The sequence below is a fragment of the Methanolacinia petrolearia DSM 11571 genome, assembly GCF_000147875.1.
Taxonomy (GTDB): Archaea; Halobacteriota; Methanomicrobia; order Methanomicrobiales; family Methanomicrobiaceae; genus Methanolacinia; species Methanolacinia petrolearia.
Map to the genome: position 1 here is coordinate 1277166 of NC_014507.1, position 20299 is coordinate 1297464.

Below are 20299 nucleotides of genomic sequence, written 5' to 3' on the forward strand. Positions count from 1 at the left end.
AGGGCAGCATTATCGCTGGCGCAAAGCCCTGAGGTCAGGGCGTGTTCGCGAAGCGAACTTGCGCAAGGGTTGCCTGTTGAAAAGAGTTATGTTAAATCTTTAGGGAGGGGGATGTTTCCCCCTCCCTTAAACCCTCCCCTCCTATGGCGAGAGGTCGCCTTCGGGATGGGCGAGCATCCCTCCGGCTCCAGTTAAATAGTATTTGAGTTTGAATTTGATTATCCTCCGACTGAGGTAATCGAAGGGCTGTCGCCTTTTCGATACCCAGGGCAACCTTCGGTCACCGGTTCAATTTATCAATATTGTTCCTTTCCGGCCGAGGCTACCCGAATGGGTAGCGTCCAGGCCGGACTATCTTCATTGCGCAAGTTTGCGCAGCAAACTTGGCGCCAGGGCTGCCCCGAAGGGGCTTATGCCCAAAAAAATTCCTAAATTGATTAATAGCAAAAAAAAGAATATGAAAAGAAAAAAACTCAAAGCCTCTTGAGTTTCTTGTCAACCTTCGCGAAGAAGTTTCTCCCTGCATTGACGAAAAGGGCGGGCTCCTTCGACATCTCTACCGAAAGAACATTCCCGTTGTAGAGTTCGGTAACGTATATTCCGTCTATAACGAGGTCCGCCGGTTTGCTGCTGTCGAGTTCGACACTGATACGTCTTCTGCTCGATACGACATGGGGCCGGGATGAAAGGTAATACGCTGCTATAGGGACGATAAGGAAACTTTCGATCCATGGATCTACAATCGGGCCGCCCGCACTCATTGCATATCCTGTCGATCCTGTGGGGGTGCTTATGAGGACTCCGTCTGCCCTGAATCTCTCGGCAGGGATATAATCGATATTAATCGTAAGTTCGATAATTTTCGCCGGCCGGGATGTAACGATTACCGCCTCGTTCAGGGCCTCTCCTATATATTCTCCGTCAACCTTCAGGGCGAGGCGCATTCTTTTCTCTATCGTATATTTGCCTTTCTCGATCTTTTCAAAGACTTCTTTTGCTTCCTCCGGTTCGATCTCAGATAAAAATCCGACATGGCCCATATTTATCCCCAGTATGGGGATCTGCGTCTTCATCTGCCTGACAGTCCTGAGTACGGTCCCGTCCCCGCCGATAACGATTATCATATCGGCATGGATATCCTCGACAGGTTTTCCTTCACCCAGTCCGGTTTTCTCGGCCGTGCTTTCTTCAAGGATAATCTCATGTCCCCTGCCTTCTATGAATACGGCAAGGTCTTTTGCATATTCCAGTGTTCTCTTATCGTCCGGCCTGGAAGCAATACCTATTATCATTCAGATCATCCCTTCGTCAAAGATATTCGAGTACCTTGTCATGAATATAACCGTTGGTCGCAACAAGAGTCCGTCCCTCCGTTACATTTTCGGGGAATTCAACAGTTCTTCCTGATATGTCCGTTACCTTCCCTCCTCCTTCGGTACAGAAAAGGACTCCGGCAGCGGCATCCGTTGTTCTTAATGTCTGCCTTATGTCTATAAATCCGTCGAGACGGCCACATCCGACATAGCAGATCTCAAGAGAAGATGCGCCGAAAAGCCTCATCCTCCGTATCTTCTGTCCGATTGAAACAATGGTTTCAGGATGGAATTTTTTCCCGTAGATGCTTAGAGTACTCTTTTCAAGAGATTCGGTCTTTGAAACGGATACTTTTTTCCCGTTGATATATGCTCCTTTGCCATATGACGAATAAAATGTTTCCCTGCTCACCAGATCCTGGACATAACCTTCGGTAACTCTCCTGCCGTCCGAATAAGCTATGGATATCGAAAAAAACGGATTGCCTGTAATTGCATTATGAGTTCCGTCGACGGGGTCGAGATATATCGTTCCGGGTTTTCCGTCAAATTCTATAATGCCCGCCTCTTCGCTGATTATCTTGCTGCAGAGCCCGTTCTCTCTGATATATTCTATTGCGATATCTTCCGCTGCTTCGTCGATCAGTTTTGTGGGGGTTCCGTCGGCACCTTGTTTCACTATCTCTGCACCTTTTCCCGAATCCCTGAGTGGTCTGATTGCCTCAAATACATCGTCGGCAATCCGGTTGCAATGATCCTGAAAATTCATATTTTCATCCTGTTTTCCGGTGAATTAGTCGTTGAATTTATTTAAGTTGATTGAGATATAATAATAGAGTTTGGTTATTATGAAAGAACAGACTGAAATTGGAAAATTAAAAGAAGGCAGGTATGTCGTTGTAGAGGATGAGCCCTGCAAGATTCTGGGAATTGCAATCTCCAAACCGGGAAAGCATGGTGCGGCAAAGGCGAGGATCGATGTAGCGGGAATTTTTGACGGCGTAAAGCGCTCGATTGTCCAGCCCGTAACCGCAAAGACATACGTCCCTGTCGTGGAAAGGAGAACCGCACAGGTTATTTCCATTGCAGGGGATACCGTTCAGCTGATGGACGTGAAGGATTTTGAGATGTTCGAGCTCAATATCGGGGCAGATAAGGCATCCGCTCTGGAGGCAGGATCCGAGGTCCCGTATATCTCATCAATGGGGAAGCGCAAGCTCGACAATTAATTGAAATATTTATGGAAAATTTTTTTCATACGATTTTTGCCGATGCTTCATATCCCTATGAGGATTCGGATATAATTATTTTCGGAGTTCCGTATGACGGAACCACTTCGTATAAGGCCGGGACGCGTGATTCTCCCGATGCAATAAGAAGCGTATCATATAATTTTGAAACATATCTCCCGCGGATTGATCTGGATCTGTCAGGTCTTCCTGTATGTGATCTCGGCAATCTTGAGATTGATTGTCTTCCCGACCTTGTCATAGATCAGGTCGAAAGAACAGTGCGCGAGATTGCCGGAGACGGTAAATTTCCGCTGATGATCGGCGGAGAACATTCAGTTACTGTAGGGGCAGTGCGTGCATTGTCTCCTGAATGCTACATTGTCTGCGATGCCCACTTGGATTTGAGGGAGGAGTTCGGGGGCAGCATATACAACCATGCATGTGTTGCAAAGCGCGTACTTGATCTCGGCGTAGGAGAGGTATTCATCATAGGTACGAGAAGCGGGACCTTTGAAGAATACGGCCTTGTGAGAAGCGATTCGCGAATCAGTACCTATTCTCCTGAGGATATTGCTGCCAGAGGCCTTGATGCTGTTCTGGATGAGATACAGGAGAAAACTTCAGGAAAGAGAACATATCTCTCGATAGATGCAGATGCGATCGACTGCTGTCTCACCCCCGGCCTGGGAACCCCCGAGCCGTTCGGGCTTCGGCCTGAGGATATCAGGGCTGTTGTAGATCGTTTCGGAACCGTATGCTGCGGATTTGATTATGTGGAAGTCTGCCCGATCGACAACGGCCAGACTGCAGCAGTTGCAGCCAAGATTATCCGCGAGCTTATTGGACTTAAAAATAAAAAATAATTTTATATTTCCAATTTTGAAATATCTTCCGTAAGAAAAATATTAGACAGTTATCTTTTCAGGATTCCAGGAATTTCTTCGGAACGTAGATATCTATTGTATAGGATTTGAGCATATTCGGGTTGATTATGAAGTAGTAATTACCCGAACCTTCATAGAATTTATGAACCCATTTATATTCATTTACATTCTCACGTGTGAGTGTGTCGATCTCGTCATCGTCTTCATCTGTATTATCTTCGTCGTCCTGTCCCGGGAAATAATCCTTGGTTGCAGATCCCTCGGCTTTGTCAATCTCAATCGGAACCGGACCTTCAGTGAGAGTATTAAGGATATATATCGGCCCTTCGGGATTATCGGCATTCATTACCTGAATGTTTACCCATGGCATTATAAAGTGCATCTGGGATACTTCTGCACCAAGGCTTTCACCTTCGCTGGCTACAAGCCCTTCCACTCCGTCACCGTCATCATCTGAATCTTCATCTTCGTTGCTAAATCCGACATCTCCTATTCCCTCTATCCTTGCATCGATCTCCCAGAGGGGGAAAGGTATACTGATAATCTGTGTGGTGGCGTCCCATTGTCCGTTTATTGTCGCGTAGAGAACCATCTCATTCGATTCAGGTTCCGTATATGCCGGGATTGCGTAGCCAAAATCTTTTAATGAACCCTCCCATTCGATATTATATGTGGACGGATCTACAAACTGAACATTATAAGCCGTACCGTCCCATGATGGTGTAGGAGTTGCGGTTGTCTCCATTATTACAGAAGGAGTGTACGGATTATCTGATGATCCTTCGGGAACGGGGATCTTTGAAGGAAGCGATATTGTGCCTGATCCCTGCTCGGGAAGTACAGGCTCCCCGTTCATTATAGGTTTGATGACAAAAGCCAGAATTAATACTATCAGAATGGCTGCGATAAATACTACCAGATCCTGCTTTTGCATGCTTATATAATTTTGAAAGATGATGCTATTTATATGTAAGTTTTTAATAGAATCATCTCAAAGGGAAAAAGTGTTCTCACTTCAATATTTTTTCAAAAAAAAGGAGTATTATGAAATATTTGTGAAAAAGAGTATTGATCAGACTCTTGCTCCGGTATCGTAGGGAGAAAGAGCCGATTCTGGTGTTTTTTCGGCTTTATATTCTTTGAACTGTTTGAGAGCGACCGTAAGATCCCTTGTAAATGCAAAATATCCGATCTGGGTGTTTCTGCACAGGTTCATCGCCATATCCATGAGCCCACGCGGGTCCGGCCTCGCTTCCCCGAGCCAGATGTGGAAAATGTTTCCCCCGTCTACGATCGGGAAGAACACATGCTCGATCTCTATCCTTTTTGTAAGAGGAACGTCTGCTCCGGGAGTTACATGCGTTCCGTTCGTATAGTATATGGGCAGGTCGAATGTGGTTCCCAGTTGTTCGAGGGCTGTATCGAGATCTCCTTTCGTGACCTTCTCCGCGTATTCACGAAAACGGCTGTCGAGAAGATCGGCGACGCTGAATCTCTGTCCTGTCGTTTCCGCAGGGGTCCTTGCAAGGGCGATCGTCATATTATGCTTTCCCGAGAGCTCCTTTGCATACATCTCAAGCTCCGTCATCGTTCTGACTGCAAGCCTGAACGCTTCCTTGCTCTCGTGAAGCTGTGATCCTATGTGATGCTGGATCATCTCGTTTACGCCTACGACACCGATGGTATTGACCAGTCCGTCGAGATCTACTGCAACCGGGCCTCTCTCTTCTCCTTCCGGATCATTCGGATCTTTCGGGCGCTGCATTGCAAACGGCATTCTGCCTTTCGACCTGATACTGTTGATCCATCTCCTTTTTATCTTGAAGACCTCGGTCGCTATATCCATCAGCTTTTTAAGTTCGGCAAAGAGTCTCTGGTCATCTCCTTCCGCCTTGTAAGCCGCCCTGGGACAGTTTATGGATACTACCTGAAGGGAGCCCATTGAAAAATGGAGTCCGTCTTTGAAATACATCTTGTCCTCAAAAAGATCGTCCTGATCGGCGATCGACGAGAACTGATATGCACAGCACTGGTAACATGAGATTCCTTCCCCGGCTCCCCTGTAAGCCGGGATCTGGTTGTCGTAATATGGTGTTCCGTATTTTGAGGCGAGTTCGAATGTCATGAGATACAGGTCGTGGTAGGTCGGGAGATCGGGATTTTGTGAGTTGAACTCCTCGTCTTCTTCCATGAAATCCGGTTCTATGCTGATCTCGGGTTTCGGGAAGTTGAACGGTTTCCCCCAGAAGTCTCCTTCGTACATGACGTCCATAAGGGCCTTGAAAAGGAGCCTGACTTCTCTTTCGAACTCGGAATATGTCCTGTGGGGCGCCTGAACACCGTCCCATACCTTGCCCTTGTAGACGCACGGTTTGTCTTTCCAGAGAGTAGGGACCCCGGGACTGAGCTGAACGGACGAGAAGACCACCTGTCCTCCTCTTGCAACCATCATCTGCGTCATCTCGTAGACGAACATCTGCATGTGCTGTTTTATGCCTTCATAGTCCATTCCCTCGAAGTACGGCGCGATGAAAGTCAGGAAATTATAGTACCCCTGCCCGCCTGCGAAGTTTGTCTGTGCGCTTCCAAGAGCTTTTACCGCATGTAGAATCGCAACTTCCGGGCGCTTTGCCGGGCCGGCTACCGAGGCTTTAGTCCCGTTTCCGTCAGGCATCAGGCCGTAATAGAAGAAGTATCTAAGGTCCCAGTCCTGGCAGAATGGCCTTGTCCCGAAATATTCAAGGTCGTGGATATGAAGGTCGCCTGAAAGATGGAAATCCGCGAGATCCGGGGGGAGCTGGAGCAGGTACTGCTCCTTGCTGATCTTATCGGCCTTCTTTTTATGGGAGGTTTCGGCGTTTTCCTGGAGATTCGCGTTGTCATGTGATTCGAATCCGCTGCCCACGTCAATAAGATGTGCATCGAAGACCGGAGTTCCTACCCTTGTACAGACGTTCCTGTACTGGTACAGCTCCCTTTCCAGGAGGGTGGTGTTCATGATCTCCCTGATCAGCGGTCCGCTTAAAAATTTCAGTCCGAGCTTCTGTATTTTTATCTCCACACTCTGTGCAATCTCACGTGCGAGATCTTCTGTTGCAGCACTTCCGCCGTAGAACTCCTCGACAAGTTTGGATTCTTTGATAAGCTGCTGGACGATCCTTTCCCGGTCCCAGTCAAGAATCAGCCCGCGTGAAGTTCTTACTTTTGGAAGCGACGGTACTGTAAATCCGTCAAGTGTGCGCTGAAGGGATTTTTTCTGCTGGTCCCCGCTCATCCTTTACTCTCCCTTGCACAGAGGAAGTATTTTCTCTTCGTCGACTGCTCCGCTTTTAAATAGATCCCCGGAAGTCATAAACGTCTCATCAACCTGAAGTACGGGAGCCTCCCTTACAAAGACGTTATTCAGCCGGAGTTCAGTCATATTTTCCGGAAGCGACAGGTCGAGCTCTGTGTATTCAAAACCGTTTGATTTCAGAAATCTCTTTAAAAGTTCACAGTTTGGACATACTTCAAGTGAATATACGTTTATTTTCGGATTGTCAGACACTAAAAAATTCCCCCTTCAGGTGGTTAGATCTACGTTGTCTAAAATGAGTAAAAACCCTATCGTTATTTGTCTTGGTCATAGGATGATCTCTCTTTATGAATCATTTATCTTAATTTTTACTTCATGATTTTGGGATGATTTGATTAAGTTCAGGATTAGATTATAGTCAATGGTAAGGGTCTTTATTGCGGTCGAAATTCCTGAAGAATTCAGGCTGTGCCTCGGAGAGGTGCAAAACGAGCTGAAATTCTCAAAGGCGCATCTGAATTTTGTAGATCCGGCGATCGCTCATATCACGATCAAGTTCATCGGCGAGGTCGCGCCTGATAAAGTAACTTCGATAAAAAGAGCCCTTGAAGCTATGAAATTCAGCCCGTATGAGGTCGCATTCCGCGGGGTTTTCTTCAATAACTCTTCGAGACCGCGTGTTATATGGACGCCGGGATACGACGGGAGCAGGTCTTCGGATCTCAAAGTACATATCGAGGATCTTCTTGAACCGGAAGGAATCATGAGAGAGAAGAGGAAGTTTCAGCCGCATGTCACCCTTGCAAGGATCAAAAGATTCCACCCGTCCCTTGCTGAGTCCGTTGTATCTTTCGGCGACTTTGATTTCGGATCGTTCAAAGTCGGATCGATCGTCTTTAAAAGCAGTATTTTAAAGCCCGAAGGACCTGTATATGATGATTTGATGGAGGTTGAATTTTGAACAGGTCTCCTGTGGAGGAGGGATGCCTGGAACGCATCAGGCCCGGCGAGGAGGAGAGAGGTCTTATCTGCGATATGGCATCGGCACTTGTGCGCGAAGTGGATGACAGCGGTTTTGCAAAGGGGATGATCGTAGGATCGGTTGCGCGGAATACATGGATCTCAGGCGACCGCGATCTGGATGTATTCATGCTCTTCGATCCTTCGGTCGCACGGGGGGAGCTCGAGAAAAAAGGTCTTGCACTCGGTAGGGATATTGCAACGCGCTTCGGCGGAGAGGTCGTGGAAAAATATGCCGAGCACCCGTATGTGAATACACAGATCAACGGATTCGATGTTGATCTCGTCCCCTGCTATAATGTGGATAGCGCTTCACATATCCAGAGTGCCGTGGACAGGACTCCTTTTCATACCCGGTATATCCGCGACCGTGTCAGGGATCTTACGGATGATATCCTTCTGTTGAAACAGTTCGCCAAATCATGTGGTGTATATGGGTCGGATCATATGACCGAAGGATTTGCAGGCTACCTGTGCGAACTGCTTGTCCTTCATTACGGGAGTTTTGATGACGTTATCCGGAATGCAGCGCTTTGGACTCCGGGGACGATTATCGATATAGAGAATCATCGCGCAAAGGATTTCGACGAACCGCTTGTAGTCATCGATCCCGTTGATCCCGAACGAAACGTGGCTTCTTCGCTGTCATTGAGAAAGATGTCCGAATTCTCGGTATTTTGCAGGGATTACATCTCAAATCCGGCAAAAGAATTTTTCATCATCCCGGAACAGAAGAAAATCTCCAGGCAGGAGTTCAATGATGAAATCCGCAGGCGCGGGACATATTTTTTCGCTATTGTCTTTGAAAATCCCGATTCGATCCCGGATATCCTTGTTCCCCAGCTGAGGAAGAGCCTGAGAAGTCTTGAAAGTCTTTTTGGAAGAAACGATTTTCGCGTGCTGAGAAGCGACTGTCATATGGGTGATGAAAGATCCGTTCTCCTTTTCGAACTCATTGACGAAGAACTCCCTCCTGTTATGAAAAGGGCCGGGCCGCCTGTGTGGAACAGAATTAATGCGGAGAAGTTCCTGAGAAAACACCTGGGTCATACGTTCTCCGGGCCATATATTGAAGGTGGGAAATATATAGTCGAGGTGGAACGGAGGCACCTGAATGTACTCTCTCTCCTTAAATCTCCTGAATTTATCGAATCAGGTTTCGGAAAGAATGTTAAGGAGTCAATAGAGAGTGAATATTCTGTTTTAAGGAACGAAGAGGTCTGGAATGGAGATATTTCCGGATTTCTATATGATTATATCCACAAAGAGCCTGCCAATGTCAGAATCCTCCAGAATAGAATTTGATTTTGAAGATCTCTAAATAAATGTCCTGATTAATTTTATATTTCTTTTGAAAAACTGCTGGAACACTCCTATATTCGTATCGGCCAGTGTTCAGAGAAACTATATACTTTTGGAGATTCTATATATTCTCATAATGAGCCGGACCCGGCGGGTCTTAGGCCCTGGTGATGATGATATGGAAATCAGAAAGGTGCAGATTACCGGCGGGTCATCGTTTATTGTCTCTTTGCCGAAGGATTGGGTGAGAGATTCACATATAAAAAAGAACGATGCTGTTGGGCTTATCGTCCAGCCTGACGGCTCCCTGACCATAACTCCCCGTATAACCGGCCAGGCTGCTGAAAGAGTGAAAAATATCGACCTGAAGAATATAGAAGATCCCGAACACCTGTACCGCCTGCTTATCGGTGCTTATGTCACAGGGTTCAATACCATCAGGATGACTTCTCCGACAAGGATCCCTGCATTTGCCCATAAGGCTGTAAGGATGTTTATCCAGGCTTCTATAGGGCAGGAAGTCTCCGAACAAACTGATCGGCTGATAGTAATTAAGGACCTTCTAAACCCGGGAGAGATGCCGTTTGACAATGTAATCTCAAGGATGCAGGTTATAATCCAGGAGATGCTCAGGGATTCGGTCTTTGCCCTCAGGTCCCGTGACAGGGAGCTTGCAGAAGACGTGATCTCAAGGGACCGCGACGTCAACAGGCTGTACTGGCTGATATCCCGCCAGTATAATCTGCTTTTACGAAATGTTTCACTTTCCCGCGAAATGGGAACGAATGTAGAGATGGCGCTTCATTACCTGCAGATCGCGAGAGTAATGGAAAGAGCCGGAGATCAGGTGGTAAAGATCGCAGAAAATGTCCTTACCCTGATGTTCATCTCGATGGAGAGAAAGATGCTCGACATTATCCAGTCTCTTTCTGTTGAAGCTATGGATATATTCGAGACATCGGTTCGCTCGTTCTTCAACAAGGATCCGAAGATGACGAACGATACTCTTGAGAGGGTGAAGAAGTTCAGCGAAAGATGCAATCAGGCCAGCCACGAGCTGTTTGATGTGGAGAGGCCCGGTATTGTTCACGTGGGTTATATTGTAGAGAACCTTAAACGTGTTGGAGAATATTCGGGAGTAATATGCGAAACTTCGATCAATTATTACGTGATGATGAGAGAATAACCGGAAATTTTCATTTAAAATTCTTTTTTGCTATAGGGCGCTATATAGTTTATAGGTGGTCTAAATTGACCTTTGAGTAAACTATAAATCTATGTCAATGAGATTTATGACTATGACAGATGTTGCGAAGATGCTTGAAAGAATTGAGGCAGATAATGTCAAATTTATCCGTCTTCAGTTTTCAGACATTGAAGGGCAGATCAAAAATGTGGCAATTCCCGTAAGTCAGGCTGAAAAAGCACTGACAGCAGGTATTGGATTTGACGGGTCTTCGATCGAAGGTTTTGCCCGTATCGAAGAGTCGGACATGGTTTTAAAGCCGGATATGGATACATATTCTCTTCTTCCATGGAGACCGGAGAATGCAAAAGTCGCGAGATTCATCTGCGATGTATACAAACCTGACGACACTCCCTTCGAAGGAGATCCCAGGTATATTCTCAAGAAGACTCTTGCCCGTGCGGCCGAGATGGGATACACATTCAATATCGGTCCTGAAATGGAATTTTTCCTTTTCAAGATGGTTGACGGGGAGCCTTCTGTTAAATTCCAGGATTTCGGAGGATACTTTGACTTGGCACCTATCGATCTTGCGGAGGATGTTCGCCGCGATATCATTTTCAACCTTATGGAGATGGGATTCGATATAGAGGCATCCCATCATGAAGTGGCAGAGAGCCAGCACGAGATTGACTTTAAGTACGCAGACGCACTGAAAACGGCAGATAATGTAGTTACATTCAGGTTTGTTACAAAAACAATTGCACTCCAGAATGGTCTTCATGCTACCTTCATGGCAAAACCTGTCTTTGGAATAAATGGAAGCGGTATGCACTGTAACTGTTCGCTCGCAAAGGATGGCAAGAATGCATTCTATGATCCTAAGGCTCCTCTTGAACTTTCGAAAACCTGTATGCAGTTCATCGCTGGTGTCCTCAGCCACGCAAAAAGCATTACACGCGTTGCAAACCCGACGATCAACTCTTACAAGAGACTTGTACCCGGTTATGAAGCTCCGGTTTACATAGCATGGAGTGCCTCTAACAGAACAGCCCTTGTCAGGGTTCCCGCACCCCGCGGAAATTCCACACGTATCGAACTTCGCAGCCCTGATCCCTCATGCAACCCTTACCTGACATTTGCAGCAATTCTTGCAGCCGGACTGGAGGGTGTAGAGAAGGATATGGAGCCCCCGGCAAATGCAACCCGGAACATCTTTGATATGTCCGAAGAACAGCGTGTAAAGGAGCACATCGATACGCTTCCCGGGGATTTATACACTGCAAATAAATACATGACAGAAGATGATGTCATATGCAAGGCACTTGGCAGCCATGTGGTTGATGGTCTTAACGTCATAACAAAGATGGAATGGGACTCCTTCCGGACGGCAGTTCATCCCTGGGAAACAGAGAGATACCTTTCAAAATACTAAAACTATTTTCTTTGTGAATACTTCCGCCAATCAAAGCGGTTAAGTGCAATAATATTCTATAATTCCTGTACCGGTTCATGCGTGCGGTTCTAAAAAGAACCCGGCACCGCGATGGGGCAAAAAAATACAGGAGTTCGTCTGTTTCAATGAGTTTTATAAGATCGGAACGGAAATGTATTGAAATTTTAAGAATTTTGAAGGATCACCCGGAGCCAGTAGGAGCAAAAAGGCTCTCCGAGCTCATGAGCGAGAGGGGTTTTGTCCTTACTGACAGGGCGGTTCAGTATTACCTGAGCTATCTTGATGATATGGGCTTTACAAAAAAAGTGGGAAATCGTGGTCGTCTTCTTACTGCTAAAGGTATCTCTGAAACGGAGAGGGCCCTTGTAGATGAACGAATCGGGTTTATCATCTCCCGCCTTGAAAAACTTGCATTTAAAAGTGATTTCAATCCGGAGACTGGCAGGGGAAATGTGGGGTATAACCTGTCAGTAGTTCCAGAGGATCAGGTGAATGGTGTTTCAGGTGCATTTGACGAGGTAATAGAATCAGGATACAGCTTTTTTTCGAGATATAAGATAATCGATACCGACCCGCGAATTCCTTCCGGTTATGCAGGATTTCTGACTGTCTGCAGTATTACTATGGATGGCGTTCTTCAAAAGATGGGAGTTCCGGTAAGAATGGCTTACGGTGGAGTAATAGATATAAAAAACGGGAAGCCTCTCGGTTTTTCAAACCTTATCGGCTACAGGGGAACGACCATAGATCCGCTTTCACTTTTTATAACCTCGGGAAATACATCGATTGGACAGACATGTGCGGAGAAAGCGGGATCGGTTCTTGCGAACGTCCGCCAGGTGCCGCAGGATGCCGCAGATCTTGTGTCTGAAGGCTCCAGGCTGATGCGTGAATGCGGTTTTCTGTTTCCTGTAGATATGGGGAGCGGGGTGCTGAATACTCCTGTCGACCCATGCAGGATATCGCTGATTGCATACAGTGGCATGAATCTCATCGGGAACGCGGTTGAGAAAGGTTTTGAGTTGAGAAACGAGATCGGGGCCGGCAATATGCCATTCAGTTTTTTTGAATAAAACGCGTGAAACGCAGTTTCAGGTGTTTTTCGAGAAAACGACTTGTTCGTTTTCGAGCTAAAGGCGGCTTGTGTGAAACGCAGTTTCAGGTGTTTTTCGAGAAAACGACTTGTTCGTTTTCGAGCTAAAGGCGGCTTGTGTGAAGCGGAACTACATAAGTGTCTGAGATATTAAAATGTAGTTTAAGAAGTCATAACTCAGATAATTATTTTGAAGAAGAAAATCTCTAATAAAAACCGTATCAAATGTATTTTATAATGATTGTATCTGCTAAAACTAAATATTATATGTTAAGAGTATGGTTATGTGGTAATTTTTCATTTAATTTATTGAATGAAGAACCATTAACATTTGTTTTCTCAAAAAATGATGAGAATGGTTTACGTTTTTCAGGTTATGAATATAATCATTATCAGTCATTAAGGGCTAAATTAAGGAAGATGGGTATTGAATCAAATATTGTTGAGTTCTACGAGATTTATGATGATGAAAAAATAAAGCAATTACCAAAAGAAGAAAGAAGAAAACTCAAGAAAATTAATTTGGTTTAGGCTTGAGGAAATTTTCTTATAAAATTGTTAATAATTTTTGTCTTACCGGTGAAGTGCCCACAAAAAGAGTAAAAATAGACTAATCTGCAAGATTATCTTCTTGTATTTTTATTAAAATAGTGAATAAATAATCAATAATCCCTTAAATAACCAATTTCTGATATAGCGATCAGGCCTTTCATCGAATTAATCTCGACCCCTCTTCCTGATTCCATGATCGCAGCAGCCGGGTTGGTTCCTCCCACCATTGCAATACCCATGTAATTAGGCGTTACAGGCACTCCAAGAAGAGAGGTGTTGGGGACTCCTACATCAAGGATCCCCGAAAAACCGGCCTCATTAAGATCGTCCAGAACTTCAAAGACACTTGGTTCGGCTTCCATATGGCATTCCCTGATATTTGCGGTGATTGTGCCGTTGCCGTTATGGATAACTTCCTGAACCGAGGTATTGCCATGCGAGATCATGACTGTTATCGGATCGATGGTAGTGTATTCATATCTTACCATTGCAGTAAATCTCCTTGGAGTCATCTTTCTCACTTCGACCAGACCTCCTCCGATGGGGTTGAGCGGAACGCCTTTTTTATAGAGAAGTGCATCAAGCGTAAGGCTGCAGATTGTTATTATGCCTGTATGACCTGCAGGGATTTTATAGTCCCCGAATTTGCATCCTTGTTCTGCAAACCTGACCCTGTCACTCAGGCATAGTCCGGCATGGAACGCTTCGTTGTATATATCGATAGAATAATCAAGGTCTTCTGATTTAATAAGGGAAATATTGTAAATAACCTTCCCTGTATTCTCTGTGGGATTATATGTTACCTTGATTGCATTTTCTTCGATCTGGTGATTTATAAATTTGAGTGGTCTGATCATTGGTTGCCCTGCATTTCTATCTAAATATTAAAATTAAAGAAAAAAAACTTATGTATTTCAGCCGTGTTTTTTCCAGGTTTCAATTTAAATAAACGGGGGCATCTAAGTAAATTGCATACTTTTAACAATCATAATGTCAAAGACTGGTTTATAGCATCTTTTATATGGATAGATGCTGTATTGTGTTCTGTTGGCTGAGTTAAACAGAATGATGGATTGTGATTGATATGCTCAAAGAGATACGAAATGAAATGGATTATGCCGAAATATCAAAGAGACTGATTGATACCTTGGGTCTTCCCCAGTCTCCCGTGGCAGTTAAATTTGCAAAATCTCCTGAAGGAATTCCCGAGGGAATACCTGAGATCGGTGAGTCGACAAGGCATTGTGGAATGGTCTCCATTGCAGCGAAAGAAGGAAAGATCTTCTATGCCACTGCTGAAAAGCACCAGTGCATGGGGGGTGCATGGGCGCTTGGTCTTAAGCCGCTCTCCCCATCTCTCCAGTCCGGAGAATTCTATTATAAACTTGGAAAATTCAATTCATGGGCTGCATGCATGAGGACTATAAGCCAGATCCCACATATCGAGGCCCCAGGCGGAAGCGACAAGCCTGTGACCTATGCAACCGTATATGCGCCTCTCGAGAAAACCCCGTTCGATCCGAATGTCGTCTTAATTATCGCAAAACCGATCTCGATGCTGAAACTTGCCCAGGCATGTCTTTACAAAGGGGGCGGAAGATTGTTCTCCGAATTTGCGGGGATACAGTCCGTATGTGCCGATACTGGTGCCTACCCGTATATGACCGGCAAGGTGAATTTCTCGCTTGGATGTGATGGTTCCAGAAAATTCTCCGGGATCGATGACGAATACATGGTAATGGGTATTCCCGCGGAGATTCTCAAAGAAGTCGCTGATGCACTTCCTGTAGTTGTGGGAGCCCCCGGGTCCAAATAATCAGGTATGAAAAGGATTAAAGCATTTGCACTGACTGATCTGCTTGCCTTGATCTCTCTTGTAGTCATGGCGGGGACAGGCCTTGTCCTGTTTCGTTTCTGGCCTACAGGCAGCGGAGGTGCAGGGAAAAATCCTGATTATATTAATAGTTTTATAGGGCTGAATCACCAGCAGTGGGTTTTATTCCATGACTGGTCTGCCCTTGTTTTTATCATCCTTATGGTAATTCATCTGGCGATGCATTGCGGCTTTATGAAAGAGATGATTGGCAATTTAAGGAAGTAGTTTTTTTTTAATTTTTTTAACCGAAGTTTTGACATTTTGATTTTATTCAGGGAGGGGGATGATTCTCCCTCCCTATGACCCTCCCCCTCGTGGCGATAGGTCGCCGTCGGGATGGGCGAGCATCCCTCCGGCTCCTGTTTTTTGCAATTGGATTTAATTTTTATATTCCCGGCCGAGGCTACCCTGATGGGTAGCGTCCAGGCGGGGCTATCGTGATAGCGCAAAGCCCTGAGGTCAGGGCGTGTTCGCGAAGCGAACTTGTGCAAGGGTTGCCTCAAAAATAAAATAAATATTATTGTGAATGGGATGACTTCCTCCTTCTCAATCGTACTAAGTCACAATCGGAATTGATGAGCATATCTCTGGTTTTTATTTAGTATTGTATTAAAAAAGATCAAAAAAGTCCAAAAAAAATTATTTTCTCTTCGACTTCTTCTCTGCAAGTTTTTCAATCGGGGTAGATTCATATTCGTCGCTGAAGATCAGTTTTTCATTTCTTACGGCTGAATCGACAAAACCCATGCCCTCTTTGTTTCTGATGATTAATGTCGTGAGTCCTTCTTCGCTGCCGACAGAGCCTGCCGAGATATCGGAATCGACGGCTGTGAAGTCTGTACAGTGGAAGCATCCCGGCCTTATGCATTCTTCAAGTTCTTTTAATGAAATTACCTGGACGGAACCATCGTTCATCTTGATCTCAAGTCTTCCTTTTACATCGAAGCTTTTGATATTCCACGGTTCGATATCGAGTTCCGATTTCAGTTTCCCTTCGATCAGTTTTCCGTAATCAAAGGTCTCGGTGCAGAAGAGTCCTATTATCAGCCTGATTGAACTGCCGAAGGGTTTTACGAGATCGTTGTCGCTCTCCTTCATCTTTCTGAGCGCCTGTACTGCACATGGAGTGCCGACTACAGCGATCCTGCTTAGTTTTTTCTTTATAACCGCTTCTTTGAGAGATGCAAGCGTTGGAACCCACCAGTTGTAACGGCTTCCGGCAGATGCGGTTATGGCCTCGTCCGACGTGATCAAAACCGAGAATGGTTCGTGTGTCCACCGGTCTTCAGAGACTGTTATCACTCCGTCGATAAGTCCGCTTTCAAAGGCGTTTGAGAGCAATGCAGTTACTGCACCTCCGCTCTGTCTTCCCGGGACTTCAAATGCAGATTTTGCAGAACCGATGCTGATGTATTCACCGAGCATCTTTTTGTCCGATGCAGCATCTCCTGTATGGGGGCAGACCGCATAGCAAGCGCCGCATTTTACGTGGTCTGTCAGGTCCTTGCAGTAGCCGGTGTTCACAGGTGCTTCGGAGTTGTCTCCTTTTTTAAATATGATTGCGTTTGCAGGACAGACGGCTACGCATGCGCCGCAGCCAGAGCAGATCCCCTTGTCCCAGACCTCTCTCTTCAAATCTTCGTAATTTATTCCCATAATGAATCACTCCCAGCAGTATTTTCCTGCAAACGGTCTTGCGCTTGCCGGCACAATCTTTGTGTAAACGGATTCGGAAAGCTCTATGTAATCGTAATCGAACAGCCTGCAGTATTCTTTAAGATACTTTTCAAGATCCTTGCGGTCGTCTTCGGTAAGCTGCTCCTTCTTTGCACCGATTCCGAGGAGTTTTTCATCGATGTCTCCGCGGATGATTATCTTTCCGCCGTGTATGCCGCTTCCGATCCCTTTTCCTTTCACGGGTGCCTCTCTGTTGATGCCGAGGATTATCAGGAGCCCTCCGGCCATGTATTCACCAGAAAAAGATCCTGCTTTTCCTCCTACAACAAGGACTGGGCGCTTCTCGCTGTACTCCTTCATGTGGATTCCGCCCCTGTACCCGATATCGCATTTTACGAATACCTCTCCTCCACGCATACTGTGTGCAGTGGCATCTCCCGCACTTCCGTGAATGACGATTTTGCCTGAGTCCATGGTGTTTCCGGGGGCATGGTCGCAGTTTCCGTGAACTATAATAGTCGGGCCGCACATGAACATGCCGAGATCTCCCCCGGGAACGCCGTTGACCGTAATCTCGACGTCACCACCCCTGATTCCGTTTCCGATAAATCTCTGGCCGCAGATATTGTTCAGGATGATCTTCTTTTTTCCTTCTGCGATGAGTTCCCTGATCCTGATATTCAGCGGAGTATAATGTAGATTCTTTGCATCGATAGTTACTGGTTCCATGTTCATGCTCCTATTGGCTTAATATCAAGGACATTCAGCATCTCTTCGTCGAGCATGTAGCCCCGGAGCCTGTCGCGGTTTCCTCTCAGGCTTTCAAGCGAGTTGATTCCTGCGGCACCCATAAGTTCCGCGAGTTCGAGAGTCCATCCTTTGATGAGGTTTGCGACATTCTTTGATGCTTCGTCCGGATTTATCCGGCTGACGAGTTCGGGTTTCTGCGTGGCGATACCCCACGGACAGAGTCCCCTGTAGCATGATCCGCAGACCCTGCAGCCCATTGCGATAAGTGCCGCCGTTCCTATGTAAACCGCATCGGCACCAAGTGCGATGGCTTTCGTGAGATCGGCACTGTCCCTGATCCCTCCGCTTGCTACCAGCGAGACTTCGTTTCGTATGCCCTGCTGCCTTAGTTTGTCATCTACCGCGGCTATGGCGGCCTCAATCGGTATTCCCACATGGTCGCGGAATACTCTCGGTGCAGCGCCCGTTCCTCCCCTGAATCCGTCGACTACTACTACATCTGCAGAAGACCGTGCGATTCCTGCAGCGATCGCGGCAACATTATGGACCGCGGCAATCTTAACGAAGACTGGTTTCTTCCACTCTGTTGCCTCTTTCAGGCTCCTTACGAGTTGTGCGAGGTCTTCGATACTGTAGATGTCATGGTGAGGTGCGGGACTTATGGCATCACTGTGGAGCGGAACCATTCTGGTTTTCGAGACTTCCTCTTCGACTTTCTCACCCGGCAGGTGTCCGCCGATACCTGGTTTTGCTCCTTGGCCGATTTTAATTTCTATTGCCGCTCCTCTTTCGAGATAATTGATATCGACACCGAACCTTCCCGATGCAACCTGGACGATCATGTGATCCTGGTAAGGGTAGAGTTTCTTGTGAAGTCCTCCTTCTCCTGTTCCCATGAATGTGCCCATTTCCGATACGGCCTTTGCCATTGAAAGCTGTGCATTAAGTGATATTGCGCCGTAGCTCATGTGACCTATCATGATGGGAGTCTCAAGTTTAAGATTGGGGGAAAGTTTTGTTTTTAGATCACATTCTCCCGACTTTGTTTTTTCCAGGGCGATCTGCCGTGGTTTCTTTCCGATGTACGTCCTGAGTTCCATCGGCTCTCTTAGCGGGTCTATGCTGGGGTTTGTAACCTGGCAGGCATCAAGGACTATCCGGTTGAAGATGATGGGATAATCCTGTGCATTACCCATTCCCGAGAGTATAATCTGGCCGGAGTTCGCCTGTTTGTATATAGCCTCCCTGGCATCCCTTGTCCACAGGGGGTGGCTCCTGTAATCATTCGGTTTTTCGATAAGCGTTATTGCATCCCTCGGGCACATGGCGATGCACCTGTGGCAGGCTGTGCATTTGCGGGAATCGGCGACGATCTTCTGTCCTTCGCGCCTGAAAACCCCGTATGAACAGTTGTCTATGCATCGTTCGCATAGCATGCACTCGTCTTGATCTATTTTGATCTTGTATTTTGGCGGTGTGGCTCCTGTGGTCATCTGCGAAGCCTCCCTATAACTGGTTCTCCTGCGTCCGGCATCCAGATATTTTCAAGATTTGGCTCCATAACCCTGATAGCAGCTTCTTCGCTTGAGATATAGAGGCGATCTTCTGCTTCTGCGGCCACCATGGGCCTGAGTTTAATCCGGTCTGTGAATCCCGCGATGTAATCAGGCCTGGCGACGACAATTGCAAACGGACCGTTCATCATCGCAGGACCGTATGCCATTCTCATTGCGGTATAGAGGTTCCTGTCTTTCTCGGGCATTTCGTCGATTTCGTCCCAGAAAGGGGGTGCGAGAGCTTTAACCATCATCTCCGGTGGGAGTTCATGTCTTCGTCCCAGAAGATCTGCAAGATATGCGACTACTTCGGTATCGGTAAGCATCGTGCATTTGTAGCCGAAGCTCTCCAGGTATCTCTTGTTTGTTCCGTAAGATGTGATCTCTCCGTTGTGTATAACGCTCCAGTCCAGTAGGTTGAACGGATGCGCACCACCCCACCATCCGGATGTGTTGGTCGGGTAGCGGTTGTGTGCAAGCCAGAGATATCCCTCATAATCCTGGATCCTGTAGAAGTCAGCGACCTCTTCCGGCCATCCTGAGGCTTTGAACACACCTATGTTTTTACCGGAAGAGTAGACAAGAGCCCCGTTTATCATGGTATTTATCTTTATTATGAGGCTGATGATAATGTCTTCTTCCTGTGATTCACTGTTGGCAAAGAGTGAAGTGTCTGGTTTGAAAAAGTATCTCCAGGGAATATGTTTTTTCAGCATCCTGCCACTGCTGTATGTCGGAATTTCTTCTGAGTGTTCTATTTTTCCCCATTTTTCCAGGAGTTCCTCTACCGCAACTTTGGGTTCGACAAGGTTGTCATAGAATACGTGAAGTGCATAGTAGTCTGCAAAATCGGGATATGCTCCGTAGACAGCATAGCCTGCTCCTTCTCCGCTCCCCCTTTCATCCATTAATGATAATGCCTTTTTTATCGCCTCTCCGTCCATGCTGTTTCCGAGACGATCGATGACACTGATTATTCCACACATGATGACCACTAAAACCAAATCGGATTATATGGGTAATATCCAATATCCCGTATTAACTAAGATTGACTAAATATATATAGTAATATGTAGAAGGAAAATTCCATCCTACATGTTCTCACTA

Annotated in this window: 20 protein-coding genes; 10 read left to right on the top strand and 10 right to left on the bottom strand. The window is 46.2% G+C overall.

What is annotated here, in order from left to right:
• Window positions 1-473 precede the first annotated feature (473 nt).
• Window positions 474-1292: an NAD(+)/NADH kinase gene (locus MPET_RS06315; RefSeq protein ID WP_013329182.1), complete on the bottom strand. Its 819-nt coding sequence runs from the start codon at window positions 1290-1292 to the stop codon at window positions 474-476.
• A gap of 16 nt (window positions 1293-1308) precedes the next feature.
• Window positions 1309-2082 (bottom strand): bifunctional fructose-bisphosphatase/inositol-phosphate phosphatase, encoded by a 774-nt coding sequence (locus MPET_RS06320; protein WP_013329183.1) that lies wholly within the window; start codon window positions 2080-2082, stop codon window positions 1309-1311.
• A 79-nt stretch (window positions 2083-2161) separates the two neighbouring features.
• On the opposite strand from MPET_RS06320, the gene MPET_RS06325 reads away from it, so the two are divergent.
• Both MPET_RS06325 and speB read left to right on the top strand, forming a co-directional pair.
• Complete coding sequence (locus MPET_RS06325) at window positions 2162-2542, top strand: translation initiation factor IF-5A (protein WP_013329184.1); 381 nt, start codon at window positions 2162-2164, stop codon at window positions 2540-2542.
• A gap of 11 nt (window positions 2543-2553) precedes the next feature.
• Window positions 2554-3408: an agmatinase gene (gene speB, locus MPET_RS06330; protein ID WP_013329185.1), complete on the top strand. Its 855-nt coding sequence runs from the start codon at window positions 2554-2556 to the stop codon at window positions 3406-3408.
• A 58-nt stretch (window positions 3409-3466) separates the two neighbouring features.
• On the opposite strand, the gene MPET_RS06335 is transcribed toward speB, so the two are convergent.
• The 3 genes from MPET_RS06335 to MPET_RS06345 all read right to left on the bottom strand — a co-directional run bounded on the left by MPET_RS06335 (window position 3467) and on the right by MPET_RS06345 (window position 6976).
• On the bottom strand, window positions 3467-4363 hold the full coding sequence (locus tag MPET_RS06335; protein ID WP_013329186.1) for a hypothetical protein: 897 nt from the start codon (window positions 4361-4363) through the stop codon (window positions 3467-3469).
• 138 nt (window positions 4364-4501) lie between these two features.
• Window positions 4502-6703, bottom strand: coding sequence for an anaerobic ribonucleoside-triphosphate reductase (gene nrdD / locus MPET_RS06340; RefSeq protein ID WP_013329187.1), 2202 nt, complete (start codon window positions 6701-6703; stop codon window positions 4502-4504).
• 3 nt (window positions 6704-6706) lie between these two features.
• The gene (locus tag MPET_RS06345) at window positions 6707-6976 is read right to left on the bottom strand and encodes a glutaredoxin family protein (RefSeq protein WP_013329188.1); all 270 of its coding nucleotides are present in this window, start codon (window positions 6974-6976) and stop codon (window positions 6707-6709) included.
• A gap of 169 nt (window positions 6977-7145) precedes the next feature.
• On the opposite strand from MPET_RS06345, the gene thpR reads away from it, so the two are divergent.
• From thpR to MPET_RS06375, 6 genes are all read left to right on the top strand, one after another.
• Window positions 7146-7685: an RNA 2',3'-cyclic phosphodiesterase gene (thpR, locus tag MPET_RS06350; protein ID WP_013329189.1), complete on the top strand. Its 540-nt coding sequence runs from the start codon at window positions 7146-7148 to the stop codon at window positions 7683-7685.
• Window positions 7682-9049 (top strand): CCA tRNA nucleotidyltransferase, encoded by a 1368-nt coding sequence (gene cca, locus MPET_RS06355; RefSeq protein WP_013329190.1) that lies wholly within the window; start codon window positions 7682-7684, stop codon window positions 9047-9049. Before thpR ends, cca begins: the two co-directional genes overlap by 4 nt.
• A gap of 175 nt (window positions 9050-9224) precedes the next feature.
• The gene (locus MPET_RS06360) at window positions 9225-10232 is read left to right on the top strand and encodes a phosphate uptake regulator PhoU (RefSeq protein ID WP_048130713.1); all 1008 of its coding nucleotides are present in this window, start codon (window positions 9225-9227) and stop codon (window positions 10230-10232) included.
• Between the two features lie 112 nt (window positions 10233-10344).
• Window positions 10345-11667 (top strand): glutamine synthetase family protein, encoded by a 1323-nt coding sequence (locus tag MPET_RS06365; RefSeq protein WP_013329192.1) that lies wholly within the window; start codon window positions 10345-10347, stop codon window positions 11665-11667.
• A gap of 146 nt (window positions 11668-11813) precedes the next feature.
• Window positions 11814-12761: a DUF128 domain-containing protein gene (locus tag MPET_RS06370; RefSeq protein WP_048130717.1), complete on the top strand. Its 948-nt coding sequence runs from the start codon at window positions 11814-11816 to the stop codon at window positions 12759-12761.
• A 257-nt stretch (window positions 12762-13018) separates the two neighbouring features.
• Window positions 13019-13312, top strand: a complete 294-nt coding sequence (locus tag MPET_RS06375; RefSeq protein ID WP_048130724.1) for a hypothetical protein — start codon at window positions 13019-13021, stop codon at window positions 13310-13312.
• A gap of 131 nt (window positions 13313-13443) precedes the next feature.
• Here the strand turns inward: MPET_RS06375 and MPET_RS06380 are convergent, their stop codons facing one another.
• The gene (locus MPET_RS06380; protein WP_013329195.1) at window positions 13444-14190 is read right to left on the bottom strand and encodes a DUF128 domain-containing protein; all 747 of its coding nucleotides are present in this window, start codon (window positions 14188-14190) and stop codon (window positions 13444-13446) included.
• A 227-nt stretch (window positions 14191-14417) separates the two neighbouring features.
• On the opposite strand from MPET_RS06380, the gene MPET_RS06385 reads away from it, so the two are divergent.
• Together MPET_RS06385 and MPET_RS06390 are read left to right on the top strand one after the other, a co-directional pair.
• Window positions 14418-15149 carry a DUF169 domain-containing protein gene (locus MPET_RS06385; protein ID WP_013329196.1) on the top strand — a complete coding sequence of 244 codons (732 nt, stop codon included), beginning with the start codon at window positions 14418-14420 and terminating at the stop codon, window positions 15147-15149.
• Between the two features lie 6 nt (window positions 15150-15155).
• Complete coding sequence (locus tag MPET_RS06390; protein WP_013329197.1) at window positions 15156-15434, top strand: DUF4405 domain-containing protein; 279 nt, start codon at window positions 15156-15158, stop codon at window positions 15432-15434.
• 414 nt (window positions 15435-15848) lie between these two features.
• On the opposite strand, the gene MPET_RS06395 is transcribed toward MPET_RS06390, so the two are convergent.
• From MPET_RS06395 to MPET_RS06410, 4 genes are read right to left on the bottom strand one after another with little or no spacing between them, the layout of a single operon-like run.
• Window positions 15849-16865: a Coenzyme F420 hydrogenase/dehydrogenase, beta subunit C-terminal domain gene (locus MPET_RS06395; RefSeq protein ID WP_013329198.1), complete on the bottom strand. Its 1017-nt coding sequence runs from the start codon at window positions 16863-16865 to the stop codon at window positions 15849-15851.
• Between the two features lie 6 nt (window positions 16866-16871).
• Entirely contained in the window at window positions 16872-17615 is a 744-nt protein-coding gene (locus tag MPET_RS06400) for a GltB/FmdC/FwdC-like GXGXG domain-containing protein (protein ID WP_013329199.1), read from the bottom strand.
• 2 nt (window positions 17616-17617) lie between these two features.
• Window positions 17618-19129, bottom strand: a complete 1512-nt coding sequence (locus tag MPET_RS06405) for a glutamate synthase-related protein (RefSeq protein WP_013329200.1) — start codon at window positions 19127-19129, stop codon at window positions 17618-17620.
• Window positions 19126-20178: a class II glutamine amidotransferase gene (locus tag MPET_RS06410; protein ID WP_013329201.1), complete on the bottom strand. Its 1053-nt coding sequence runs from the start codon at window positions 20176-20178 to the stop codon at window positions 19126-19128. Before MPET_RS06410 ends, MPET_RS06405 begins: the two co-directional genes overlap by 4 nt.
• Window positions 20179-20299: the final 121 nt, after the last annotated feature.